Annotated in this window: 14 protein-coding genes; 9 read left to right on the top strand and 5 right to left on the bottom strand. The window is 72.9% G+C overall.

Annotation, left to right across the window (positions count from 1 at the left end):
- The first annotated feature begins 297 nt into the window (after positions 1-297).
- Together B085_RS0131700 and B085_RS0131695 are read left to right on the top strand one after the other, a co-directional pair.
- Positions 298-3,933: a hypothetical protein gene (locus tag B085_RS0131700; RefSeq protein WP_018562636.1), complete on the top strand. Its 3,636-nt coding sequence runs from the start codon at positions 298-300 to the stop codon at positions 3,931-3,933.
- A gap of 180 nt (positions 3,934-4,113) precedes the next feature.
- A complete protein-coding gene (locus tag B085_RS0131695; RefSeq protein WP_037732878.1) occupies positions 4,114-5,070 on the top strand; it encodes a bifunctional riboflavin kinase/FAD synthetase in 957 nt (318 codons plus the stop codon).
- A gap of 75 nt (positions 5,071-5,145) precedes the next feature.
- Here B085_RS0131695 and B085_RS0131690 read toward each other — a convergent pair whose 3' ends face one another.
- From B085_RS0131690 to eccE, 3 genes are all read right to left on the bottom strand, one after another.
- Complete coding sequence (locus B085_RS0131690) at positions 5,146-7,680, bottom strand: SCO5717 family growth-regulating ATPase (protein ID WP_018562634.1); 2,535 nt, start codon at positions 7,678-7,680, stop codon at positions 5,146-5,148.
- Positions 7,681-7,998: 318 nt separating this feature from the next.
- The gene (locus B085_RS0131685; RefSeq protein WP_018562633.1) at positions 7,999-8,844 is read right to left on the bottom strand and encodes a hypothetical protein; all 846 of its coding nucleotides are present in this window, start codon (positions 8,842-8,844) and stop codon (positions 7,999-8,001) included.
- Positions 8,844-10,181 carry a type VII secretion protein EccE gene (eccE, locus tag B085_RS0131680; protein ID WP_018562632.1) on the bottom strand — a complete coding sequence of 446 codons (1,338 nt, stop codon included), beginning with the start codon at positions 10,179-10,181 and terminating at the stop codon, positions 8,844-8,846. The genes B085_RS0131685 and eccE overlap by 1 nt, the downstream gene beginning before the upstream one ends.
- A gap of 266 nt (positions 10,182-10,447) precedes the next feature.
- Between eccE and eccB the strand changes: the two genes are divergently transcribed.
- The 7 genes from eccB (at position 10,448) to B085_RS0131645 (ending at position 17,550) form a co-directional block, all read left to right on the top strand.
- Positions 10,448-11,980, top strand: coding sequence for a type VII secretion protein EccB (gene eccB, locus B085_RS0131675; protein WP_018562631.1), 1,533 nt, complete (start codon positions 10,448-10,450; stop codon positions 11,978-11,980).
- 229 nt (positions 11,981-12,209) lie between these two features.
- Complete coding sequence (locus B085_RS0131670) at positions 12,210-12,536, top strand: WXG100 family type VII secretion target (RefSeq protein ID WP_026251651.1); 327 nt, start codon at positions 12,210-12,212, stop codon at positions 12,534-12,536.
- A 74-nt stretch (positions 12,537-12,610) separates the two neighbouring features.
- A complete protein-coding gene (locus tag B085_RS0131665) occupies positions 12,611-12,901 on the top strand; it encodes a WXG100 family type VII secretion target (RefSeq protein ID WP_018562629.1) in 291 nt (96 codons plus the stop codon).
- Between the two features lie 115 nt (positions 12,902-13,016).
- Positions 13,017-14,282, top strand: a complete 1,266-nt coding sequence (gene mycP / locus B085_RS0131660) for a type VII secretion-associated serine protease mycosin (protein WP_018562628.1) — start codon at positions 13,017-13,019, stop codon at positions 14,280-14,282.
- Positions 14,283-14,304: 22 nt separating this feature from the next.
- Positions 14,305-14,622: a hypothetical protein gene (locus B085_RS0131655; protein ID WP_018562627.1), complete on the top strand. Its 318-nt coding sequence runs from the start codon at positions 14,305-14,307 to the stop codon at positions 14,620-14,622.
- 52 nt (positions 14,623-14,674) lie between these two features.
- The gene (locus B085_RS0131650; protein WP_026251650.1) at positions 14,675-16,132 is read left to right on the top strand and encodes a hypothetical protein; all 1,458 of its coding nucleotides are present in this window, start codon (positions 14,675-14,677) and stop codon (positions 16,130-16,132) included.
- 86 nt (positions 16,133-16,218) lie between these two features.
- The gene (locus tag B085_RS0131645) at positions 16,219-17,550 is read left to right on the top strand and encodes a S8 family serine peptidase (RefSeq protein WP_051102221.1); all 1,332 of its coding nucleotides are present in this window, start codon (positions 16,219-16,221) and stop codon (positions 17,548-17,550) included.
- A gap of 85 nt (positions 17,551-17,635) precedes the next feature.
- On the opposite strand, the gene B085_RS0131640 is transcribed toward B085_RS0131645, so the two are convergent.
- A complete protein-coding gene (locus B085_RS0131640) occupies positions 17,636-18,697 on the bottom strand; it encodes a hypothetical protein (protein WP_018562625.1) in 1,062 nt (353 codons plus the stop codon).
- 56 nt (positions 18,698-18,753) lie between these two features.
- The gene (locus B085_RS0131635; RefSeq protein ID WP_018562624.1) at positions 18,754-20,994 is read right to left on the bottom strand and encodes a WXG100 family type VII secretion target; all 2,241 of its coding nucleotides are present in this window, start codon (positions 20,992-20,994) and stop codon (positions 18,754-18,756) included.
- Between the last annotated feature and the right edge of the window lie 51 nt (positions 20,995-21,045).

Here is a 21,045-nt window from a genome sequence, read left to right as displayed (position 1 = left end):
AACCGGGCCGCGAGTGGCGCACCCCGGGTGCGAACGCACCGCGTGCACGCGGCGACACGGGGTGCCCCGGACGACTTCGGGGGCAACCGTGAAGCGCGGGCCCTCCCCCCTGGCGGCCCGCGCTGCACGATCCCCCTCCTCCCGTCCCTATCCACCCCGCAAGATCGATTCACTCCAACGGGCAGGCGCTCGGAGTGAAGAGAGGGAGCGCTTGGGGGCGCTTTCGACGTGGGATCTGTTCTGTCGATCAACGGACGTCTACGGTCGAAACGGGCACTGTGGCGGGGAGGTGCGCAGATGGCGGTGCTGCCCGCCGATGTTGACAGGGCGCTGGTGCGCGTCCGTGACCTGGCCGGACGGCCGCGGGGGACGGGGTTCCTCGTAGAGGCGCGGGACGGGCGCGGGACGCTCGTGACGAGCCATGAGGCCGTGGACGGACTCGTGCGGCTCGTGCTGCACGCACACGGGGAACAGACGACCCTCGTCGAGGCGCACGCGATCACGCCGCTGCCGGAGCTGGGGCTCGCGCTCGTGGCGACGGAGGGGCTGGACGTACCGCCGCTGCCCGTGGCCGGGTTCGAGCGGAGCACGGGGCCCGGGAGGGCGGTGCGGCTGCGCGGCACGGGCTGGGTGGAGGCCGCGATCGCGGGGACGGCGCCGGTGACGTACACCGCGACGGACCGCTTCCACCTGCTCGACGCGGCGTACGAACTCGCCGGCGCGCGCGGGGACGACGAGCCGCTGCGCGCGGTCGCCTCGGGGGAGCCGGTGATCGACGCGGAGACCGGTGCCGTGCACGGTGTCGTCGTGACCGCGCTGCACGCGGGGCGGCGCGCGGGCGGATTCGCGGTGCCGTTGCGGGCGCCCGCGCAGGGCGGGGCGCTCGGGGAGGCGCTGGCGCGCAACGCGGCGACCGTGCCCGCGTACGGGCCGCACCTGAACATCGCCGGGGCGCTGCAGCTGACCGGGACCTCCGTCGCTTCCGCGGCCGGGCCGCGGGCCTGGCGCGAGGCCGTCGTGCGCCCCGACACGGAGGCGGAGCTGGCGCGCTTCACGGGCGAGGGGTGCGCCACCGTCCTCGGGCTGGTGGGTGCCCCCGGCAGTGGCCGTACGACCGAGCTGGAGGCGCTGGCCGCGCGGCGTGCCGCGGGCCCGGACCCGGCGCCCACGGTGTGGCTGCGTGGGGCCGAACTCCGTGCGGACGAGCCGGGGTTGAGGGAGGCCGTGGAGCGGGCGCTGGCCGCGGCGGGGCGCATCGTGCACGCCGGGACGGCGCCGGAGCGCGCACCGGCCGACGCGTCGCCCGATGCCGTCGCCCGCCTGGCGCGCGCCGTGGGGCGACCGCTGCTCGTCGTGCTGGACGCTCCCGAGGAGATGCCGCCGCTGCTCGCCCACGCGCTGCCCGGGTGGAGCGCGGAGACGGCGCGCTGGCTGCGCTCCGCCGGGGCGCGGCTGATCGTGGCGTGCCGCCCCGAGTACTGGGAGCAGGCCGGCGCGCTCTTCCCGCCCGGTGTGCTCCACGACGCCGGCACCCCGCCGGGTGCACGGGCGCTGCCCGCGTGCCTGCGCCTCGGAGCCCTGCCGGAGGAGCCCGCGCGGCTGGTCCGGGAGCGCCACGGGCTGCCCGCCGGTGCCCTCGCCGAGCAGGACGCGGCGCACCCGCTGGCGCTGCGGCTGCTGGCCGAGGTCCGGGACGCAGGCGGCGGTCTCATGGGACGGCCGGGCCGTACGGAGGTCTTCGCGGCCCATCTGGACCTGCTGTGCCTGCGGATCGCGGGCCGCATCGCGGCCGCCACGGCCCCCGCGCGGCCGACGGAGGTACGGCGGCTCGCCGCGCGGGTCGCCGGGCAGGCGCACGAGGCGGCTCGGCGCTGCCTGGGCACCGGGCAGGGGGAACTGGACCGGGCGTCCTTCGAGGAGCTGTTCCCGTGGCGCGCCGGCTGGGCGGCCGCGGTGCTCACGGAGGCGCTCGTGGTGCCGGCCGGCGCCGGGTACCGCTTCGCGCACGAGGAGTTCGGCGAGTGGCTGCAGGGCTGCCAACTCGACCTGGACGGGGCGCTGTACGCCCTCGTCCACCGCTGGTCGACCGGTGACCGGGACGGTTGTGCCGACGCCCCCGTACGGCTGCCCGCCCGGGCCGCTGCGCGGCCGCGGCACCGCGCCGTGCCGCCGGTGCCGCCCGCACCGCCGCTCGCCCCGCCCTCCGTGCCCCGCTGTCTTCCCGTGCCGCGGCACCGCATCGGCCCCGTCGTGCAGGCTCTGCTGCTCACGGCCCGCCGCTCGGGGCCGGAGACCCTCGCGCGCCGGCTGCGGCAACTGGTCCTCGTGCTCGACCGCGACGCCGCCGCGCCCGACCTGCTGGACGGGGTGCCCCGGCCGCGCGGCGGGGGCGACGACGCGGGGCGGGCGGCGGCCCGGCGTGCCGACGCGCTGTGGTGGGCGGCGCACCTGCTGGGCGAGACCCTGCTCGGGGTGCCGGACGCGACGCCGTACCGTGACGTGCTGCGGCTGCTGGCGGAGCGCGTCACCGCCCGCTCGATCGAGGCCGGGGGCTTCCACGAGGGCGCGGGTCTGGGGGAGTTCGGGCCGTGGTTCTGGCGGCGGCTGCGGCTCCCGCCGGAGGAGCGCCTGGCGCTGCTGCGGCTGCTGCTGCCCGCCGACGGGCCGCCGCGCGCCGCGGACGGCACGCGGGAGCGGTTCCTGACGGCGGCCGGGGAGGTGCTGACCGGGGCGCCGCGGCCGTCGCTGCCCGCGCTGTGCGACTGGTTCACCGACGAACGGCTGCTGCAGTCCGGGCCCCGCGGCCCCCGGCCGACGGTCGCCACCGCGGCGCAGGCCCTGCTCCACACCCACCGGCGGCAGGCGGTGGACGACCTCGCCGAGGCGCTGGCCGCCACCGACCACGCCCGGGCCCGGGAACTGCTGGCGGCCCTCGCCGAGGACGAACCGTCCGCGGTGTGCCGCGCCGTCGACCGCTGGGCCCACGACGACCGGCCGGAACGGCACACCGCCGCGGCCACCTACGGCCTGCTGGCCGCCCCGCACGCCGTGCTCGCCGCCGACCGCGAGCTGCTGCGCTACGCGGCCCTCGCGATCCTGGCCAGACCGGCCGACCGCGCCCTGCACGGAGCCGCCCTGGGCCTCCTGGTGCGGGATCCGGCGACCCGCTCGCTCCATCTGCGCGCCGCCCTGGACGGCTTCGTGGCGGGAGATCCGCTGCTGCCCGCATCGGCGCTCGCCGCGGCCCTGCCCACGCATCCGGAGCAGGTGCTCGCCGCCTTCCACTCCCGCCTGCGCGAACCCGGCCCCGGCGTCGCCGAGGTCCTGCGCGAGCTGGCCGAGGTGTCCACCCCGGCGCTGTCCCGCCGCGCCGCCGCCCTGGTGTGGGACCACCTCGGTCACCGCCCGGAGGACGCCCGGCACGCGGCGGCCTACCTCGACCGCCGCCTGGAGCACGGCCCGGCCGCCCGCGCGGTGCTCCTGCCCCTCGTCACCGGCCTGCTGCGGGAGCATCCGCCGCAGGTGCGCAGAGTGCTGGCGCCCGTGCTGGCCGCTCCGGGCGGCCCTGCCTCGCGCCCGCTGCGCCGGGAGCTGCTGGAGGTCCTGCTGGACCAGGAGCGCGACCCGGCCGTGCTGGACGCCCTCCTCACCGCGGCCGCCGACGGGTGCGCCCGGCGGCCGGCCCCGGCGACCCGCGACCTGGTGCACCGCGTCGGCCTCCTGCTCTGCCGTACGCCCGAGGGCGCGGCCCTCTTCGACCGGCGGCTGGTGCAGCTGGTGAGCGGGTCGCCCGGATTCGGCCGGCAGGTGCGCGGGTGGCTGGCCGCGGACGGCCTCGGCGTCGCGGGCCCCGGGGCGTGGGACGCGGTCATCGGCCCCAGCGCCCGGCGCATGTGCGACCAGCTGGCCCCCGCGGAAGCGGCGGTCCTGTGACCGTCCGGCTCCGGGGTCCCGGCGTCCCGGGCGGGCTGCCGCGGGCGGAACGCCGCCGGAAGGGGCGGGGCGGGATCCGGAACGGCCCCGTCACCGGGGGCGCCGCGCCGGTGGGGTCCGCGGCATGGCAGGCTTGGACCTGCACATCGAAGAACCATCGGCGGTCGAGGAGCGGTCACTGTGCAGCGCTGGCGAGGCTTGGAGGACGTCCCCGAGGACTGGGGACGCAGCGTCGTCACCATCGGCTCGTACGACGGCGTCCACCGTGGGCACCAGCTGATCATCGGCAGGGCTGTCGAGCGCGCCCGCGAGCTGGGCGCCGCGTCCGTGGTCGTCACCTTCGACCCGCACCCCAGCGAGGTCGTCCGCCCCGGCAGCCACCCGCCGCTGCTGGCGGCCCACCATCGCCGCGCCGAGCTGATGGCTGAGCTGGGCGTGGACGCCCTGCTGATCCTTCCGTTCACGACCGAGTTCTCGCAGCTCTCGCCGGGCGACTTCATCCGCACCGTGCTCGTGGACGCGCTCCACGCGCGGGCGGTCGTCGAGGGACCGAACTTCCGCTTCGGGCACAAGGCCGCCGGTGACGTGGAGTTCCTGTCCGCGATGGGGCTCAAGTACGACTACGAGGTGGACGTCGTCGACCTCTACCTGACGGGCGAGGCGGGCGGCGGCCTGCCGTTCTCCTCCAGCATGACCCGCCGCCTGGTCGCCGAGGGCGACGTGGCGGGCGCGCGAGAGATCCTCGGCCGGCCGCACCGGGTCGAGGGCGTGGTCGTCCGCGGCGCCCAGCGAGGCCGGGACCTCGGCTACCCGACGGCGAACGTCGAGACGCTGCCGCACACCGCGATCCCCGCCGACGGGGTCTACGCCGGCTGGCTGCACGTGGAGGGCGAGGCCATGCCCGCCGCGATCTCCGTCGGCACCAACCCCACCTTCGACGGGACCGCCCGCACCGTCGAGGCGTACGCCATCGACCGCGTCGGGCTGGACCTGTACGGGCTGCACGTCGCCGTCGACTTCCTCGCCTACCTGCGCGGCATGGAGAAGTTCGACACGATCGACGCGCTCCTGGAGCGGATGGCCGACGACGTCAAGCGCGCCCGGGAGCTGGTCGACGCCGACGACGCCACCGGCTGAGCCCGCGGCCGGAGCGCCGCCGACCGACCGGAGAAAGGGCCCGTCCCGCCACGATGGCGGGACGGGCCCTTTCCGTCACTGCTGCTGGGTCCAGCCGGGCGGGATCTGCCCCGGCGCCGGGGGCTGCTGCCCGGGCTGCGCCTCCTGCGGGGGCGGGGGCGGCTGCTGGGTCCAGCCCTGCGGCATGCCGCCCTGCGGGGGCGGGGGCGGGGGCGCGGGCTGTCCGTACGGCGGCTGCTGCGGCGGGTAGCCGCCCTGCTGCTGGGGCATCGGCTGCTGGGCCGGGTACGGCTGCTGCCCGTGCTGTTGCGGGTAGCCGCCCTGCTGCTGCGGCATCGGCCGCGGAGGCGGGTAGACGCCCTGCGCCTGCTGTGCGCGGACGAAGTCCTCGGCGACCAGCGACGCCAGGTGGAAGTACGCCTCCCGGGTCTTCGGCCGCATCATGTCGAGGTCGACCTCGGCGCCCGCGGCGAGGTGCTCGTCGAAGGGCACGACGAGCACGCCGCGGCAGCGGGTCTCGAAGTGCGCGACGATGTCGTCCACCTTGATCATCTTGCCGGTCTCGCGGACCCCCGAGATCACCGTGAGGCTGCGCTGCACGAGGTCGGCGTAGCCGTGCGCACCGAGCCAGTCCAGGGTCGTGCTGGCGCTGCTGGCACCGTCCACCGACGGAGTCGAGACGATGATCAGCTGATCGGCCAGGTCGAGCACGCCGCGCATGGCGCTGTAGAGCAGACCGGTGCCGGAGTCGGTGAGGATGATCGGGTACTGCTGGCCGAGCAGGGCCACCGCACGGCGGTAGTCCTCGTCGTTGAAGGTGGTGGAGACGGCCGGGTCCACGTCGTTGGCGATGATCTCCAGACCGGAGGGCGCCTGCGAGGTGAAGCGGCGGATGTCCATGTAGCTGTTGAGCTGCGGCAGCGCCTGGACCAGGTCGCGGATGGTCGCGCCGGTCTCCCTGCGCACCCGGCGGCCGAGGGTGCCGGCGTCCGGGTTGGCGTCGATGGCCAGGATCTTGTCCTGGCGCTCGGACGCGAGCGTGGCTCCCAGGGCGGTGGTGGTCGTCGTCTTGCCGACGCCGCCCTTGAGGCTGATGACCGCGATCCGGTAGCAGGAGAGCACCGGGGTGCGGATCAGTTCCAGCTTGCGCTGGCGCTCCTGCTCCTCCTTCTTGGCCCCGATCTTGAAGCGCGACGGCTGGTTGTTGTTCTTGCGCGCCTTCGGCTGCTGGCGCAGCAGCCGGTCCGAGGACAGCTCCACGGCCGCGTTGTAGCCGAGCGGCGCGCCGTGCATGACGCGCTGCTGCTGCTCCGGGCCGGGGCCGCCCCAGCCGGCGGCCGTGCGCGGGTCCACGGGCGGGGTGGGCTGCTGCTGTTGCTGGGGCGGGACAGGCGGCTGGTTGTGGGGCTGGGGCTGGGGCTGCGGCTGCACCGGCGGCTGGGGCGGCTGGGGCTGGGCGTAGGGGCCGGGCCCGGGCTGCGGGTAGCCGTATTGCTGCGGCGGCGGGGGGTTCGCACCGTCGGCGTAGGGCGGCATCGGCTGCTGCCCCTGCTGTGGGAACGGACCGGGACCGGGCGGAGGAACCGGGGGCTGGTGCGGGCCCGGCTGTCCGTACGGCGGCATGGGCGGCTGAGGCTGCGGGGTTTGCGGCTGGGCGTGCGGGCCGGGCCCGGGCTGCGGATAGCCGTATCCCTGCTGCGGGTAGGGCGGTTGGGGCTGCGGCTGGGGAGGCTGCTGCGTGTTGGGGTCGCCCCAGGGCGCGCCCTGGTGCGGCGGCTGCGGGTAGCCGTAACCGTGCTGCGGCGGGGCCGGCTGGGGGTAGCCGTAACCGTACGGCTGGTGCGGTGCGGGCGTGTTGGGGTCGCCCCAGGGCGCGCCCTGGTGCGGCGGCTGCGGGTAGCCGTACCCCTGCTGCGGCGCCTCCTGCGGGGTGGCCGGCTGGTACTCCGGCGGCAGGGGCGGCACCTGGGACCGCGGCGCCGGGGCGGGCGGGGCCGGGGTGACGGGCGGCTGGGGCCCGGCCTGCGGCTCGGACTGCTGCTCAGGGGTGGTCGCGGCCTCCGCCTCGGGCGTCCGCTCGGGCCGGGGCGCGGGGTCCGGCTCCGCGGGAGCGGGCGCCGCCTCGGTCGCGACCGGCGCGGGCTCCTCCGCCGGCTGCGCCTCCTCCGGCCGCGGTTCCTCAGGTCCGGCGGGTCCGGGGTCGGCGAAGACCGCCGCCGCGGCGGCCTCGCGGGCGGCGTCGGGGACCGCCGGGGCCGGCTGCGGTTCCGCGGGCGCCGGAGCAGGTGCGGGTGGCTGCCGGGGGTGCTGCGGCTCCTGCGATGCCGCCGCCGCGACCGCCACCGGTGGACCGACCGGCGGGCCGACCGGTGGCCCCACCGGGGGACCGACGGGCGGGGTCACCGGAGCGGCGACCGGGGGACCGACGGGCGGCGGCGGGTTCACCGCGGGGCCCGGGGCCGGGGGAGGCGGCGTGCCTCCTCCCGCCTGCTGCGTGTACCAGGAGGGCGGCGCGTAGTCGATCTGGAACTCGCCCGTGAGGTCCGCGTCGGACTGATCCCCGTCCGGGACGGCCCCGCCCGTGCGGATGTCGTCCTGATCGCTGCTCACTGTGCCTCCTGGTCAACTGATGTACGCGCCCGGTCCGTCGGAACGGACGCGATTCCCCCGTCTCCGAGTTTCCACGGCACGGCCGCGGGAACTCCGGAAGAGCCTAATCACCCGGCCCGCGGGTAGGGCAAGCGCCGCGGGCATCACGGCAGGCGCGCCGTCGTCATGCCCTGTTCGCCCCGCACGAGGGCAGCGCCGTCCGCGAGTTGACGCGACCGCTGCGGATCCGGGGACCCCTGTGCCCCATGCCCCGTGCCGCGGCCCGGAAACCGCCGCGGCACGAGCGCGTCCCGAACGTTCCGACGGGCCGCCCCGGGATCAGTCCACGCGCCGCGCCGGCCCGAGCAGGCCGGACTCCGCGTCGGTGGGCTGCGTCATGACGAACTGCCGGTGCTTGCGCGTGCACCACATCGTCACGTTGTCGCCGAGCGTCGGCAACGCGGTCACGTCGGCCTCCGAGAGCCCCATGATCTGGCCGATGACCTCGGCCTCCTGGGGTGAGACCCGCTGCAGCCCGACCACGTCGGCGCCGGCGAGCAACCGCGGGGCCGACGGCCCGAGGTACGGCAGCAGCGTCATCACCGACTGCCAGGACTGCGCCGCCACCCGGCTGCGCGGAGGACGGGCGCCGCAGTCGCGGACGATGACGACGGGGCTGTGCACCGAGGGTCCCTGCGGGGCGATCCGCCCCACCTCGTGGACCGTCACGCACTGCTGGCCGCCGCCCGCCGCCTGCGCCATCGGCGCCCACGACTGGGGACGGGCGGTCTCCACCGCGACCCGTGCGCCGGTCGCGGCCGCGCGCAGCGACAGCACCTGCGCCAGCCACATGCTGCCGACCAGCACCACGTCGAGCCGCGCCGGGCGGCTCAGCGCCAGCACGGCGGGCCCGCCGGCGGCGTCGATCCCGATGACGACACCGTCGTCACCGATCGGCAGGGACAGCCCGGCGAGTTGCCCGGGTGACAGGGTGTGCCGGTCGCGGCGCGGCCCGAGCAGCCCGAACGCGGCACGCAGCGTGCGCCGTCCGGTGCCGGCGAGCGAGGAGCCGCGCGGGTCGGAGCCCTGCGGCAGGTGCGAGGGGCGCGGTTCGGCGCCGGCGGGGAAGCCGGAGCCCGCACCGGGGCGCTGGCCGCCGAAGGCGGGAACGGTCGGAGCCGACATCAGCGGGTACCTCCCAGGGGCAGCGTGGCGAGGATGCCGGGTACCTGCTCGCGGTCCAGCCGCACCAGGCTCAGCCGGGACGCGTGTGCACTGTCCTCCAACCGGCGACGTGCCTCGACGAGTTCGTTCTCACTGCGACCGGTCAGCCGTACGTATCCCGACAGCAGCGTGGCCCGGCTGCCGCCGGGTGACAGGACCAGCGAGAAGGTGCTGGCCAGCGCGGGGGAGGAGGTCAGCAGGCCGACCAGGTCGGGCAGCGCGGTGGCTCCGGAGCCCAACTGCGGCCAGCGGCCCACCCAGTAGGTGGAGTGCCAGCGGTCGTCGCACCGCCACGCCCGCGCGCTCTCCGAGGTGCGGCGCGCCTGGCGGCTGCCGTCGAGGGCCGCGCCGCCCGTCGTGGCGAGCGGGTTCACACAACTGGACGTCGCCACCGCGGCGACGATCTCGGGCTCGGACAGCACCCGGGCCTCGAGGCCGGTTCCCACCAGCCGGCTCACCAGGTGGTCGGCGGCTCGCAGCAGGGCGCGCCGCGCCCCGGCCATGCCGCCGCCGCGCGCCTGGACCGCCTCCGGGCACAGTTCGGGGTCGAGCTTGATCGCGATCCAGGTGAGCCGCAGCCCCGGCGTCCGGCTCTGCGCCTGCAGCGGCGCGTAGGAGCGGGCGGCCACCGCCTGCGGGGGCAGGTGCGGGGCGGGGGCGGGCTGGGTGTGCTGGACGACCTGCACCGACGCGAGCCGGATGTCGTCCACCGTCAGCAGGCCGTTCAGCAGGTCCAGGGGGAGCGAGCGGACGCCGCGTGCCGGACGCAGCGGCTCGTCGACGGCCTGCACCTGGACCACCGCGGTCAGGAAGGTGCCGTCGCCGACCATGCCGATCTCGCGCTGCTCGCGCTCGTCGGTGTACCCGTAGGTGCGCAGCGCCGGATCGCATTCCACGGCCGGCACGAATCCGGGGTCGGTCCCCTGCGGGACGCCGACGGCGTTGCGCCGCTGACGGGCCTTCAGCGCCCGGGCGGCGGACATCCAGTCCGGCATCGGGCGGCCGCGCCGGCGCAGCAGGCCGAACAGCACGAGCGGCACGGCGACGACCGCGGCCACGACCGGCCCGACCACCTCGTGGATCAGCCATCCGCCCAGCAGCAGTGCGAGTGCCAGCTCGATCAGTACGAGCTGCTGCACCCGCACCGGGCCTATGCTCCCGGGCCTGCGGGTCATCACCGGCGCCGCGGCTCCGGCCCGTGCCGCGGGGGCGCCGTCCGGGGTGTCCCCGGGGGGCCCGGTGTGCTGCTGCGCTGGCTCGTCGCCCGGACTGCGCCGGGACCTGGTCGCGGTGGTCATCCCCCGTACAACCCTTCTGCTACTGCCGGTACCTGTGCCGCGTGGGCGGCGTCCCGCGCCGGCCGGCGCTCGCTCGCGTCCGCTCGCCCGGCCGGCGCGGGACGCTCAGGGCGCCGCTGGCGGGCCGATCGCGCTACCCCGTACCGTACGGTGCGATCGTCACACGGCATAGTAGGGGTCCCCTTCGCCACAGCCGTCACCGCAGCGGACGGACGGGCCCGGGGAGCGCCACGACAAGCAGCGACATACGGGGAGTTGACGCAGGGATGGCGACACGTCGGGATGAGCTGAACGCCTACTCGTTCGCGCGCAGGCGCACGGTGGCCGCGTTCCTCCAGCCCTCCCCGCACGGTTCGGAGGAGGCCGCCCCGCGTCCGCTGAAGACCGTCGCCCCGAGCCTCGTCGTGGGCCTGCTGGTCGTCGTCGGCTTCGGATTCTGGGGCATATTGAAGCCCGCCGCGCCCAAGGGCTGGGACACCCCGGCCCAGAAGGTCATCGTCGGCGACGAGTCCACCACGCGTTATGTCGTGCTGAAGACCAACGGCGAGGCCCAGCTGCACCCCGTGCTCAACCTCGCCTCCGCCCGACTGCTCCTGGACCCCGAGAAGTTCGAGGTCATCAAGGTCAAGGAGTCGGTGCTCGACAACAGCGGGATGACGCTGGGCACCACCATCGGCATCCCCTACGCCCCGGACCGGCTGCCCGGTCAGGCCGACGCGGGCAAGCCCAAGACGTGGGCGCTGTGCGAGACCCCGGGCGGCGGCACGGACCGTTCGGCGCAGCGGGCGGTGCTCGTCGTCAACCAGCAGAAGCCCAAGGAGGCGGCCCTCGTCGGGGGCGGGAACCGGCTCCGCGACGACGAGGCCATGTACATCGAGGTGCCGGGCGGCGCCCAGTACCTGGTGACGGACCGGGGCTTCACCTACCTGCTGGGCGGCCCCGGCTGGAAGCAGCAGAAGGACTTGGTCAACACCCTGCGCCAGGTCATCTTCGGCGCCTCCGCCCAGCCGCAGAAGGTCGACGCCGACTTCCTGTCGACCCTGAACAACGTGCCGGGCGCCGGCATCACCTTCCCGACGGTCGACGGCATGGGCGAGGCGTCCACCGCCCCGGGCCTGAGCCCCGAGCACGCCAAGGTCGGCCTGGTGCTGAAGGCCAACGACGACCAGTACGTGGTGCAGCGGGACCGGGTCGTCCGCGTCACCGACTTCATGGCGAAACTGCTGCTGAACAGCACTCAGGCGAGGTCCCTGTACAGCGGGTCGCCGGAGGCGGTCTCCGTCAACGTGGGCGAAGTCACCTCGGCCCGGGCGAGCGAGACCTTCATGGACGAGCTCGGCTGGCCCGAGAAGGCGGTCACGCAGGCCAACACCCAGGACGAGAAGGACGGCCGCAGGGTCGCCTGCAGCGTGTACAGCGGCGTGGACGACAAGCTCACCAAGATGCCGGCGATGACCATGTGGGCAGGGAAGAAGTTCCCCCGGGACGTGGCGCAGAGCGGTACGAACACCTACGTCTCGCCAGGTAGCGGCATCTTCTACAAGGCGTACGACGGTACCGACAAGCGCATCGGGTCCATCTTCCTGGTCACCGACACCGGCCTGCGCTACTCGGTGCCGACGACCGGCGACAGTGACAGCGGCGGCGCCGCGAAGCAGGACGACGCGGTCGGCGTCGTGCAGACCAAGCTCGGCTACGCGAAGAACTCCCCGGTGCCGGTACCGCGGATCTGGTCGGACCTTCTCGCGAGCGGGCCGACGCTCGACGTGAACGCGGCGAAGCAGGCTCAGGGCTCCTGAACAGGTATTTCCGCGGACGCTCACGGGTATTGATTGAGTATTGGACAATCCATTGGCCAAGCCATCAACACCCGTGGCACCGTGAGGGTTTGGTGATGAAGGTCAGGATCCCGATACGGAACCGGGTATCTGTTCGCCTTGTCACTGCTATTGGCTAGAGTTGAAGAGCGGCGACATCTTCCGATGTACGTCGAATCCGATCTTCTACGTCTCATGGGGGACGCGACACATGGCTGGACAGCAGTTCACCATGACCGAGGAGGAGATGGTTGCGTTCAGCAACCGCATCTCCACGGTCAACTCCTCGATCCAGGGCGAGATCCGCCGCCTCCAGACCGTGATCGACACGATCACCTCCGGGTGGAAGGGTTCCGCCGCCACGGCGTACAACAACCTGCAGTCGCAGGTGAACCAGGACGCCAACAAGATCAACCAGATCCTGGGCGACATCAAGGAAGCCGTGGACGCGAGCACCAAGAACTACTCCGCCTCGGAAGAGGAGCAGCGCGCGTCCATCCAGGGCATCTCGGCGCAGGGTGGCAACCCGTTCGGATGACCGTCCCCGCGCGGTGACCTGACGCCGCGCCGGCCGGATCACGCCTCCGAATCCAACATCTGAGGAGACATCACATGTCCGGGCAGATCCTGGTCAACTTCCAGACCATCTCCCAGGCCGCGACCGACGTGCGGACGACGGCCAACAACATCAAGCGCCAGCTGGACGACCTCGAGGCCGGCGTGAAGAAGATCGCGACGACGTGGGAGGGCTCCGCGCAGGAGGCCTACCGCGCCAAGCAGACCGAGTGGGACCAGCGCGCCGCGTCCATGCACCAGACGCTGGAGGCCATCGCCCGTGCCCTCGACACGGCCGCGCAGAACTACCAGGCCACCGAGAACAAGAACCGGCAGATCTGGGGCTGACCGCGCGCCTGGCCGCGTAGGACGTGATGAGGGCGGGCGTGTACGGGAGACGTACGTGCTCGCCCTCGTCGGCGGTTTGACCACGAACCGCACACAACGGGAGGACGGAACACCAGTGGGATCGCACGCCGTGGGGCGCCACGCCGCAATCGCCGCAGCAGCGGCGCTCGCCGCCTTCGGCCTGCCGGCCTCCGGTGTCCCCCACGCACCGGCCGTCGGTGACGTACGCACGGTCCTCGCCGACGACGGCGACAACGAGTGGTTCCAGATCGACGACACCCAGTGCTCGTTCCCGTCCGACGTGATCAAGGGCAGGCCCTGGTCGCTGCAGCGCATCGTCCTGGACCAGTTGTGGAAGGACACCCAGGGCCTCGGGGTGGTCGTCGCCGTCATCGACACGGGCGTCGACAAGGGCAACAGGCAACTCGCCACCGCCATCAAGTTCGGCGCCGGCAAGGACCTGATCGACGACAAGGGCGACGGCACCAAGGACCTGGTCGGCCACGGCACCAAGGTCGCCGGCATCATCGCCGCCCGGCCCGCCAGGGACACCGGATTCGTCGGTATCGCCCCGCGCGCGTCGATCCTCGCCATCCGCCAGAACGACAACCAGGGCGGCGGTACGGTCAGGACGATGGCCGAGGCGATCAGGCACGCCGTGAACAAGGGTGCCAAGGTCATCAACATCTCGCAGGACACCGCCTCGGCGATGCCGCCCGACTCCGCGCTGGAGCAGGCCGTCGAGTACGCCAAGGACCGCGACGCCCTGATCGTCGCCTCCGCCGGCAACGACGGCGCGAGCGGCGAGGTCAAGCTGACCTACCCCGCCTCCTACGACGGCGTCCTCGCGGTGGGCGCCTCCGACCGCGACAACGCCCGCGCCAACTTCTCGCAGCCCGGACCCTTCGTGGGCGTCGCCGCCCCCGGCGTCGACATGGTCTCCACCGTCCCCCTCGGCGGCCACTGCATCGACCAGGGCACCAGCTTCTCCGCGCCGTACGTCGCCGGCGTCGCCGCCCTCATCCGGGCCAAGCACCCCGACTGGACGTACCGCCAGGTCATCACCCAGATCGAGCAGACCGCGGACCGCAGCAAGCCGGGTCGCGACGACTTCGTCGGCTGGGGCGTCATCGACCCCGTGGCCGCCGTCAACGACGACGCCACCACCCCGAAGGACGCCCCGACACCGGACCCCGTGGTCAACGCCGGGGCCCACGAGAAGATCGAGGCCGCGACCGTCATCCTCGGCGAGAGCCCCCAGGAACGCACCGAGCGCTACGCCGTCTACACGGTCGGCGGCGCCGCCGGCGGTGTCGCGCTGCTGGTGGGCGGCGGCGTGGTGCTGGGCGACTGGCGTCGCAAGCGAGGGATCACCACATGAGTAGGAACGGGGAAGCGACACGATGAGTGACCAGTACAAGGTCGATCTGAGTGAGCTCGAGGACACGATCACCAAGCTCAACGGCGTACTCAGCAGCATGGGCAGCGCGAAGTCCTGCGCGGTGAACCAGACGTTTCTGCCGCGGGGCGCGCTGGGCTCCGCCGAGTTCGTCGAGGCGAAGGAGCTGACCGACGCCCACGACGCGATGAAGGTCTACCTGGAGGACATCATCAACGCCGTTCACGACGTCATGGACCGGTTCGGGAAGAACACCAAGAGGGTCCACGGGCACTACTCGAACGCGGAATTCGACAGCCAGACCAGCATGTCCGGTGGCTGAGCGATGCGTGTAGCCATGAAGGAAGAGCGGATCCACCAGGGGGTTGCCAATCATGGGTGACGAGCTGTCCTACGACTACCACGAGGCGGAGAAGATGTGCTTCGCCGGCGAGGTGAAGACGCCCTTCGCCACAGGCAAGAACATGGACGAGATGAAGGCCATGCTCGCCAATGCCAACCCGGACACCGTGGAGGGCGTGGCCCAAGGCTGGGGCCGCGTTCGCGACATGCTGGTGAAGGGCGACGACAGCGTGCGCGCGGTCTTCGACAAGGCCGTCGACCACATCCTCCAGCACTGGGAGGGGAGCGCTGCAGAGGGCTTTGCCGCCAAGGCCAAGATGATCTCCACGCAGATCAATGACACGGCGACCTACGCCCACTACACCTCCACCGCAATGCAGAGCGCCGCCAACGTGCTGCGACCTGTCAAGGCGGAGGTCGACAGTATGGAGAAGCCGAGCACGCTCGCGAGTATGGGCGACAAGCTCACCGACGGGTTCGACCGCAACGAGGACTGGCAGCAGGAGATCCGCGGCAACCGCGGCGCGCAGAGCGCCCTGGACAATCATGAGGGCAGTCTCTCGGCGGGCAAGGAAGCCCAGCTGAAGATGGCCGCCAAGATGGAGACCCTGGCCCTCGCGTACACGTCGCAGACCAAGACCATGGGGACCTGGAGTAAGCGTCCCATCAGTGACAAAGAGGACTACCCCGGGGATCCCGGCGGCAATCCTCCGGTTCCCGTCGTCGTGCCGACCTCCCCTTCGCAACCTTCGTCGAGCCCCAAGGCGTCGGCCACCGGCAGAGGCGGAACGACGGTCCCCACCGGCGGGACCGGGGGAACCAAGCAGGTGCGGTCACCGCGTGAAACGGGCATCACGGGCGGTGTGCAGAAGCCGCCCACCAGCACCAAACCTCAAGTGGGCACTGCGATCGACGGTTTCACCCCACCGACCGGCGGAACGGCCGGGGCCGGTGGCGGCGTAGGCGGCGCCGGCGGAGGAGTCGGCGTGGGCGGCGCGATCGGTGGTGGCGCCGGGGGTGCCGGCGGCGGGACGGCAGGGTTGCCCGGCGGTATCGGGGGTGCCGGCGGTGCCCGGGGCAATCGAGGCGGCGGCGCAGGCAGCGCGGCGGGCCGTGCCGGAGCAGGGGGCCGCGGCGGTATGCCCGGTGCCGGCGGCGCGGGCGCGGGTGCGGGCGGCAGGGGCGGGTCGGCCGCCGGGCGCGGCGGCAGCCTCGCTCGTCGCGGCGGCGGTGTCGTCGGCGCCGCCAAGGGCACCGGTTCGGGCACCCGTGGTACACCGGGCGGTTCGGGCCTGCACAAGAGTCGCGGCGCGGCCGGCGCCGGCAGCGGCGGCAACACAGGCAGGGGTGCGAACCGCATGATGGGTCGCGGTCAGACCGACCGCACGGAAGAGGAAGAGCGGCGCGAGGGCGAGCGGCCCGACTACCTGGTCGAGGACGAGGAGACCTGGACGCCCGAGCGCAACAACGCTCCGCGGGTCATCGAGTAGACGGCGGGTACGCGGCACCGTCTGGCAAGGTGTGGGGGCGCGGCTGGAACGCCGCGCCCCCAAGTTGTCTGAGGAGGACGAACGGGATGGGTTTCACACGTGCACTGCGGACCGCTGGGGGCACGGTACTGGCAGCTGCGCTAGTGCTCTCCTCGGCAACCCAGGCGTCCGCGGACGATGTTCGCGACAAACAGTGGCCGCTCGAGGCCTTCGAATCGGAGGGCATCTGGAAGATCTCGCAGGGGGCCGGCGTCACCGTCGCCGTCATCGACGAGGGTGTGGACGCCCAGCACCCCGATGTGAAGGGCAGTGTGATCGAGGGCAAGGACTTCATCGACGGCGGCGCCACCACCCCGGAGGCCGGGGAGAGCCACGGCACCGGAATGGCCTCGCTCATCGCGGGCCACGGTCACGGCGCGGGCAACTCCGACGGCGTCATGGGGCTCGCGCCGAAAGCCAGGATCCTCTCCATTCGGGATGACGGCACGGGTGGCGGCGACCCCGGCGCCCCGATCCGGTACGCGGTGGACCATGGTGCCTCGGTCATCAACATCTCCCTTGCCGGGCCTCAGCGCAGCGCCGACGAGGCCGCCGCGGTCGCCTATGCCCTGCAGCACGACGTACTCGTCGTGGCGGGTAGCGGCAACGACGGGAAGGGACCGGATGCGCCCATGTATCCCGCGAGCTATCCGGGAGTGCTCGCGGTGGGAGGTGTGGACAACCGGGGCGTGGTGTGGAGCGGATCCAATTACGGCCCGGACGTCCTGGTGACCGCCCCCGCCACGAGGATCATCAGCTCCGGCGGGAACAGCAACGCCGCGGGATACGGCATCGGTGACGGTACCTCGAACGCGACTGCTTTCGTCTCGGCTGCCGCCGCCCTATTGCGCGCCAAGTTTCCCGACCTCACCGCAGGACAGATCGCCAACCGCCTGACCAAGACCGCCGGGCTTCCCGCCGCCGCGAAGGGCACCGACCTCCCCGACGACCACTACGGCTACGGCTTCATCCAGCCGCTGGCCGCACTCAAGCAGGAGATCCCGGCCGGCTCGAAGTACGGCCCGCTGTCCGTTCCCGAGTCGCTGAAGGAAGGCGCCCCGGGAGCGACCGCGCCCAAGGACAACTCCACCGCGAGCGATGACGCCGCGTCCTCGTCCTCCTCGGACAACGGCCTGGTCCTCGCGGTCGTCGGCTTGGCCGGGCTGATCGTGGTGGTCCTCGTCATCCTGCTGATCGTCAAGATCGCACGCCGCGGCAAGCGGAACAACGGGGGCCCGGGAGGGCCCGGTGGCCCCGGTTGGGACGGCAACGGGCAGCCGCAGTACGGGCAGCCGCCCCACCAGCCGCAGTACCAGCAGGGCGGCGGCAACCCCTACCAGCAGCAGTCGCAGGCGCCGGGGCGGTGGCCGAACCAGTAGTCGACGTGGGGGCCGGACGGCGCCGACTGCCGACCGGCCACCACTCCGGTGAACCGCGTTCCGTGCGAACGGACCCCCACGGCCGTCAGGAGAGCTTCACCGGGCTGCCGCACCCGTGGCGGGCGGCCGACTGCTCCGCGAAACGCTGCAGGTCGGCCCGCTCGGACGCGGTGAGCGGCGTCCTGGTGAAGTCCCGGTTGCTGCCGTCGACGGCCGACGCCTGGTAGTAGCCGACGCCGAGGGCCCCCTGGCAGCCTGCCGATGTCCACACCGATGTGCGGTCCACGCCCGAGGGCTTGTCGTGGCCTCCGTACCTGCCTGCGGCGACAGCCTGGGAGTTGTCGTTGAAGGGACCGTACGCGGCGGCCAGTTGCAGGTGCCCGGCGAGCACGCACTCCTCCACCGGTGCGGCCTCGGCCGGTGTCTCGCGCACCTCGGTCGCGGAGGTCATCCCCTTGCACGTGCCCTTGGCCTCGGTGGCCGGCACGGTGGTTGCCCCGGCCGCGGGGGCTGTCAGCCGGTCCGCGTCCCCCGGCTCCGCCGCGCACCCGGTGCTGTCCGCAGCGCGCTGTGCCGTGGCAGTCACGGTGCGGGCGAGGGCGAGGCGCACGCCGGCGGTGAGCTCGGTGCCCGAGGGCGACGTGGCCGTCACCAGGATCCCGCCTCCCCTCTCGGGTGCCCAGTTCCCGCAGCCGAGTACGACGGACGCGGTGGCATCACCGTTCCCCGTGACCATGAAGCCCTGCCACCCCCCGTCCAGGGGGACGGGCAGGACCTGCTCCTCCCGCTGGAAGGTGTAGGCGCCGTAGGCGTTGTGTGCGCCCGCGGTGGTCTCGACGGAGACCTCGACGCCGCCCACCTCGCACCGTACGGCGAGCCCGCCGGGCTCCTTCACGTCGTCGGACACGTCGAACTGCCGACTGTCGACGTCGAAGCCTGCTCCGACCAGGCTCAGCCGCGACTTCCCGGCGAGATCCAGTACCGGGTCGACGGGCAGCATCCCGCCGCATGCCCGGCCCGCCTTCGCCGCCGGGTACTGCAACTGGAATCCGTAGTACCCCGCGCCGAGTGCGGCGAGGACCACCGCGGAGACGATCAGCCGACGCCCGCCGTTCTTCCGGAGCCACGTCCGGTCTTCCCACTTCATGTGCCGTCATCCCTGTGTCGCGATGTCCGAGGCCGATCCCGTGCGTACGCCAGGGGTCAGCCCTGTCCGGTGCCCCTCTTGTCCTGCCCGTAGCCGTCCAGATTGCTGTCGGCGGAGTGGAAGCCCACCTCGACCTCGTTCGCCAAGATGTTCTGGTAGTCCGCGACGCGGCCCTGTCCCTGGGCCTCCGCGGAGTTCCGGTAGGCATCCTGGAGGACCGCGGAAGTGGAGTACTTCGCGTCCTCCCAGTCGGTGCCGCTGGAGTACACCGCGTTGCCCATGGTGTCGCGTTCGGCGCCGCTGACGATCTGGTTGATCAGGTCCCCGGTGACGGTGGTCGCCACGCCGCCGACGCCCGCGCCGACGGCGGGTGTGGCGATGAAGGACGTGCCGACACCGATTCCGGTGCCCACGATCCCGGACGCGTAGCTGCCGGCCCTTCCCATGGCGTCGTTGTAGGCCTTGTCGGCCTCCACGGCGTCGCCGATGTCCGACTCGCGCCTGCCGATCGCGATGCTCCCCTGGACCTCGCCGGACGACCTGGCGATCTCCCGCAGCGCGGTGTCCGTGGCCCCGTCGAACGCTTCGGGGTGCTGCAGGTGGTAGTCGATGAGGTTGGAGGTGTACGCGCTCTCGGCGAGGTTGATCGCCGCGTAGCCTTCCGGGTCCTTTCCGACGGTCATGAGGAAGCGGGAGGTGTCCTGCTCGCTCAGGTTCGCCGCGGCGCCCGCGATCGGATAGAACTGGTCCCTGTTCCCCGAGCGGTCGTTCGTCAGGGACTGGTGGATGTCCGGCATGTACTCGCCCGCCATCCGGCCCAGGCTGTCCTGCATCCCGTCGTGGGCGAGCTCCGAGTCCTGGGAGACGGAGTGGACGACCTCCTCCATGAGGCGGGCCTGCTTCTCGTTGTGCGCCGGGGTGTCCGCCGACGGGTTGGTGTCGTACGGGTGCCCCGTCGTCGCCGACTCCAGGGCGTGCCCCAGGTTGTTGTAGCCGCTGGGGTTCTTCGAGTCGCCGGTGAATCCCGCGCCTTCCGGCCAGTGGCGGTCCTTCATCAGGTAGTCGAGATGGTCGACCTTCTCGCCGTCGATCTCCGACTCGGAGGAGAGGAACTCGGTCGAGGCCGCCGGGTTGTGGCCCAGGGCGTCCATGAAGCCCGTCATGGGATCGAGCGCGCCGATGTTCGCCGGCCCCAGGGCGCGGGTCATGCTGCCGCTCCAGTAGGCGTCCGGGTTCTGCCCGCCGTTGCTGCCGTTCTTCTCGGCGGTGATGAGGTCGTTGCCGTAGGCCTGGAGGAAGTCCGTGTCCCACTTCCCGTGGCTCATCAGACTGCTGGTCACCTGGTATCCGCTGAGACCGTAGGGGGTCTCGGTGGGGTTGGCGTTGAAGTCGCGGCGGCCGGCCTCGAGCAGGTCGTCCTGGAACTTCGTGATGGCCGGGTCGCGGTGGCCGGCGCGGTCGTCGGACGTGGTGGCCGTTCCGATGGTGGTGCCCAGGTTCCTCTGGATGTCCTTGAGCCGGGCCAGTTCGCCCTTGGACAGATGCGTCCCCGCGGGCGGGGTGACGATCTCGTTGTACTTGCCCAGCATGTTCTCGGCTCCGGTCCTCACCGCGAACTGCCGGGAGAACTCAGGATCGTTCTTGTTCGCCGACAGCAGCAGGTCGAGCTTGGTGAGCTCGGCGTCGGACAGCCGCCCCTTCTTCGTCATGAGCGCGGCCGCCTGGTCGGCCTCGACGGCGTCGAGGCTGGTGTACACGCTGGTGTTGAACGACCGGCTCTCGCCGTTGGAGTCGCGTTCGAGGGCGGCGCTCGCGGCCTCGTCGGCGGCGGTGGCCAGTTCGAGCACGCGCGTCAGGCGTGAGGAGAGCGAGTCCAGCTTCTCCTTGCGCTCGGTGGCGAAGCCTGGGGAGGCGGAGGCGGTCGGACTGTCCCAGCGGGAGTCGACGTCCTTGATCGCACCGTCCTCGGCGACTTGGAAACTGTCGGCCCGTGCCTCGTCGAGCAGGGCATGGAGCTGCTTCTGGAACGCGGCGAACTCGGTGTGGGCGTCCGCCAGCAGCTTGGCGATGCGGCCGGCCTCGGTGGCGGCGTTCTCGTACTCCGCGCGCGCCCGGCTCATCGTGGCGAAGGCCGCGGTCGCGGCGTCGCCCTCCCAGTGGCCCTTGAGGTGGTTGATCACGCGCTGCTCGAACTCGCGCTGGAGGGCGTCGTACTTGGCGGGCAGTGCGCCCCACGAGGCTGCGGCGTCGGCCAGCGGGCCGAGGTCGGCCTTGTCGAGGTAGGGGATGGACACCATGTGTGCGTCAGCTCCTGTACGTCCCTGCGGGCGGATGTGGATTTCCGTTGC

The sequence above is a fragment of the Streptomyces sp. BoleA5 genome (assembly GCF_000373665.1).
GTDB lineage: Bacteria > Actinomycetota > Actinomycetes > Streptomycetales > Streptomycetaceae > Actinacidiphila.
This window is presented reverse-complemented; position numbering and strand designations above follow the sequence as displayed.

Bases quoted from the DNA above. Each gene is read 5' to 3' on its own strand.
- B085_RS0131700 (WP_018562636.1), top strand. From the start codon at position 298: ATGGCGGTGCTGCCCGCCGATGTTGACAGGGCGCTGGTGCGCGTCCGT.
- B085_RS0131685 (WP_018562633.1), bottom strand. From the start codon at position 8,844: ATGTCGGCTCCGACCGTTCCCGCCTTCGGCGGCCAGCGCCCCGGTGCG.
- eccE (WP_018562632.1), bottom strand. From the start codon at position 10,181: ATGACCACCGCGACCAGGTCCCGGCGCAGTCCGGGCGACGAGCCAGCG.
- eccB (WP_018562631.1), top strand. From the start codon at position 10,448: ATGGCGACACGTCGGGATGAGCTGAACGCCTACTCGTTCGCGCGCAGG.
- B085_RS0131670 (WP_026251651.1), top strand. From the start codon at position 12,210: ATGGCTGGACAGCAGTTCACCATGACCGAGGAGGAGATGGTTGCGTTC.
- B085_RS0131665 (WP_018562629.1), top strand. From the start codon at position 12,611: ATGTCCGGGCAGATCCTGGTCAACTTCCAGACCATCTCCCAGGCCGCG.
- B085_RS0131655 (WP_018562627.1), top strand. From the start codon at position 14,305: ATGAGTGACCAGTACAAGGTCGATCTGAGTGAGCTCGAGGACACGATC.
- B085_RS0131650 (WP_026251650.1), top strand. From the start codon at position 14,675: ATGGGTGACGAGCTGTCCTACGACTACCACGAGGCGGAGAAGATGTGC.
- B085_RS0131645 (WP_051102221.1), top strand. From the start codon at position 16,219: ATGGGTTTCACACGTGCACTGCGGACCGCTGGGGGCACGGTACTGGCA.
- B085_RS0131640 (WP_018562625.1), bottom strand. From the start codon at position 18,697: ATGAAGTGGGAAGACCGGACGTGGCTCCGGAAGAACGGCGGGCGTCGG.
- B085_RS0131635 (WP_018562624.1), bottom strand. From the start codon at position 20,994: ATGGTGTCCATCCCCTACCTCGACAAGGCCGACCTCGGCCCGCTGGCC.